Genomic DNA, 3,870 nt, shown 5'->3' with positions numbered 1-3,870 from the left:
GGCGGCGGGCCGCGCGGGGGGGGGGGGGGGGCGGGGGCACGTGCGGCAGTTCCTGTGTGTCGTCCTCGGCCACGGGTGCCGCTCGCTCCGGGGTGGGGTGCGGGCCCGGTGCCGTGGCGACGGGCTCGTAGGTGACCGGTTCCGGCCGGAACTCCCGCATCAGCTCCGCGAGGGCGTCGAAGCGGCGGGCCCGTAGCACCCGGACGGGTTCCAGGTCCGGTCCGGGGCGCGGTGGTTCAGGTTCGGGCGGTGTCGACACCTGGCTCTCCTTCCGTCCCGCGCCCGTTCCGGACGGGCGGGACTCGCGAGGTCCCCTTGCTCGGATACGGCCACGACGGCGCCCCCGTTCAGGAGCACCCCGCGCAGGCGCGTGCCGCCTCTCTCCACCGGGCCCTGCGCCCAGACCGTCACCCCGCCCACCAAACGATCGAATCGCTCAACTCGGTAAGATGTGTTGAGCGTTTAAGAAAGCGCGTGCTAGAAACCGCCGTCATGACGACTCGGTCACATCCTTGGTCACGCCGTGGTTTTCTGGCCGTCTGTTCCGGCACCGCTGTCGCCCTGGGCTTCGGCACCCGGGCGGTCGCGGAGACGGACGAGTTCGCGACACTGCGGGCGCGATGGCGCACCCTGATCCTCGGCGAGGGGTTCGACCCCGCCGCCGCACCGTTCACGTCCCGGCTCGCCGGCCTGGGTACGACGGCGAACGGGTACCGGTCCTCGATGGCCCCCGCCACCGGCTCCCTGTGGCCCGACCTGGTCTACGCCGACCCGGACCCGGACACCGACCAGGAGTCGTACGGCTACTCGGGCAACATGAACACCAGTTACACCCGGCTGAGCACGCTCGCGCAGGCCTACTGCCAGCCGGGGACCGGGCTGACCGGCGACGCGGATCTGCGGGCCGCGATCCTCACCGGCCTGGACCACCTGCACGACGACGTCTACAACGCGAGTCAGGCCCCGTACGGGAACTGGTACAGCTGGCAGATCGGCGCCCCGCAGGCGCTGCTCGACGTGTGCGTGCTGATGTACGACGCCCTGTCGGCCACCCAGCTCGCCGGCTACCTCGCCGCGGTGGACCACTTCGTGCCCGACTCGGCGGTGGCGTCCTACAGCGGGACGAGCACGGGCGCCAACCGGGTGGACCTGTGCCGGGTGCTGGCGCTGCGCGGAGTCGTCGGGGCCAGTGCGGCCAAGGTGGCGCTGGCCCGTGACGCCCTCTCGCCCGTCTTCCCGTACGTCACCTCGGGCGACGGTCTGTACGCCGACGGCTCGTTCATCCAGCACACCTCCGTGCCGTACACCGGCTCCTACGGCTCGGTGCTGCTCGGCGGGCTGGGTCTGCTGTTCGCGCTGCTGGCGGGCTCCGGCTGGGAGGTGACGGACCCGAACCGGCAGATCGTCTTCGACGCGGTGGAGCACTCCTGGGCGCCGTTCCTCTACAACGGCCTGGTCATGGACGGCGTCGCGGGCCGGGCGATCAGCCGGGGGCTCACGGCGGCGGACCCGCAGCAGATCCAGCAGGACGACCATCTGCGCGGCCACCCGATCCTCGCCTCGATCGTGCTGCTCGGTCAGGGCGCGAGCAGCACGGAGAACGCGCGCTGGCGGGCTCTGGTCAAGGGCTGGATGCAGCGCGACTACTACAGCCCGCCGCTGGCCGACCCGGTGCTGAGCCTGCCGCATCTGGCCCGGCTCGAGGCGGTTCAGGACGACGGCTCGGTCACGGCGGTCGCCGAGCCCACCGGGCACCGGCTCTTCCCCGCCATGGAGCGGGCCACCCATCGCAGACCGGGCTGGGCGGCCGCGCTGAGCATGGCCGACAAGAGGATCACCTATTACGAGACCGGCAACGGCGAGAACCTGCGCGGCTGGCACACCGGTTCCGGAATGCTCTACTGGTGGGGCGACTCCTTCGCCAACGGCCAGTACAGCGACGCCTTCTGGCCCACCGTGGACCCCTACCGGCTGCCGGGTACGACGGCCTCCCGCAAGGCACTGGCGGATGCGGCGGGCGGCGACTGGGGTGCGGCGAAACCGGACGTGAACTGGGTGGGCGGGGCGACCGACGGACAGCGCGCCGCCGTCGGGCAGTATCTCAAGGGCCTGCAGTCGACCCTGGTGGCGAAGAAGTCGTGGTTCTTCCTGGACGACACGGTGGTCTGCCTCGGCGCCGGCATCACCTGCACCGACGGCACGGCCGTGGAGACGACGGTGGACAACCGCAACCTCGGCCCCACCGGCGGCGCCCCCTTCACCGTCGACGGCACGCTCGAACCCGCCGCCTACCCCTGGTCGGCCACGCTCACCGGGGCCAAGTGGGCCTGCATCGGCGGACACGGCGGCTATGTCCTTCCCGGCGGGGCGACGGTACGGGCGCTGCGCGAGGCCCGGGACGGCAGCTGGAGCACGATCAACAAGGGCGGCTCGACGACCGTCGTGAACCGCAAGTACCTGACGCTGTACGTCGATCACGGCACCGATCCGGTGAACGCGTCGTACGCCTACCTCCTGCTCCCGGGTGCGAGCGTGGCCGCCACCCGGGCGCGAGCGGCGGACACGCAGTGGCTGACGGTGCTCGCCAACACGGACAGCCAGCAGGGCGTTTCGGTGCGTTCGCTCGGTTTCACCGGGGTGAACTTCTGGTTCGGCGGAACGGTCGGAACGCTCACCGCGAGCGATCCGTGCTGCGTGATGATCAGTGAACGCGACGACGGCACCGCCGTGATCGCGATGAGCGATCCGATGCGTATGCGCACCGGGCTCACCCTGACCTGGCGGCGGGCGGTCGCTGCGGTCACGTCCGCACCGGCCACGCTCGCCTCGGCGGCCACCGGCACCACGCTGAGGCTGGCCTTCGGCGATCTCACGGGCACGGCGGGGGCCACGCAGCGGGTGACGGTCAGGCTGGGGTGAGGGCGCCGCGCGTGAACCGGTTCAGGGACGCCGTGAACGCGGTGACGAAGGCGTCCCTGGCCTCCTCGGGCAGCGCCTCCAGCGACAGGTAGGGGTTGAGGTCCTCCAGTTCCACGAGCAGCAGGCCGCCGTCACGGGTACGGCAGGCGTCCACGCGCTGGATGCCGTGGCCGAGGTCGTTCCAGTCGATGAAGCGCCGGGCGAACTCCAGGTCGGCGGCGGTCGCGGCGTACGGCTTCAGCTCCCAGCGGCGCTCCGGGTCGGGGGCGTACAGGGCGTACTGGAAGTCGTCGTCGACGAAGTAGAAGGACACCTCGTGGACGAAGTCGACGCAGGGCTGGATGAGCACCTCGCCGCCGGCCGCCGCGGCGACCTGCCCGGCGGGCACGGTCCGCAGGCCGACGGAGTCCGCGCCGAGCATCGGCTTGACCACGTACCGCTCCACGGGCGGCAGCCGGTGCAGGTCCTCGGCGCCGCCGACGGTCGGGATGACGGGGAAGCCGGCGGCGCTCAGGTCGAGCAGGTACTGTTTGCCGGCCATGTCCGCCTTGCCGGTGAGCGGGTTGTACACCCGGACCCCGTCGGCGAGCGCCCGCGTGCGGAAGGCGTCGTAGGCGCTCTGGTAGCCGAGGACGGGCCCGCTGTTGCGGACGACCACGGCGTCGAAGCCGTCCATCAGCGCGGCCGCGTCCAGCGGGTGGCACAGGGCGAGGTCGAAGCGGGCGCGGAGCCGGGAGGTGAGGAAGATGTCCTCGTCGCAGTAGCGGCGCCCGCGGGCCCGGTACGCCAGGTCGGTGACGTAGAGCAGACGGGGACGGGCGGCGGGCATGCGGGGTCTCCTCGGACGGGCCGGTACGGGGACGGCCGGTGTCCCGCGGCCGCAGGCAAGGCCTGCCGACACGGGCCGGTCCCGGCACGGTGGAGAAAGGTTACGTCGCAGGGGGCGGGCGG

The 3,870-nt window shown here is 72.1% G+C and carries 2 protein-coding genes and 1 pseudogene; 1 reads left to right on the top strand and 2 read right to left on the bottom strand.

Translation table 11 applies throughout. The features are described from left to right. A pseudogene (locus tag ADK64_RS46945) lies at positions 1-259 on the bottom strand (peptidoglycan-binding protein); the annotation flags it as partial. Positions 260-492: 233 nt separating this feature from the next. Between ADK64_RS46945 and ADK64_RS03100 the strand changes: the two are divergent. Beyond that, entirely contained in the window at positions 493-2,919 is a 2,427-nt protein-coding gene (locus ADK64_RS03100) for a polysaccharide lyase 8 family protein (protein WP_053654601.1), read from the top strand. On the opposite strand, the gene ADK64_RS03095 is transcribed toward ADK64_RS03100, so the two are convergent. Then, a complete protein-coding gene (locus tag ADK64_RS03095) occupies positions 2,906-3,748 on the bottom strand; it encodes a hypothetical protein (protein WP_053654600.1) in 843 nt (280 codons plus the stop codon). The genes ADK64_RS03100 and ADK64_RS03095 overlap by 14 nt on opposite strands. Positions 3,749-3,870 lie beyond the last annotated feature (122 nt).

The organism is Streptomyces sp. MMG1121 (assembly GCF_001280015.1).
In the GTDB taxonomy this organism is placed as follows: Bacteria; Actinomycetota; Actinomycetes; order Streptomycetales; family Streptomycetaceae; genus Streptomyces.
Note: the sequence above shows the minus strand (reverse complement) of the source record. Positions and strands in the feature narration are given on the sequence as shown.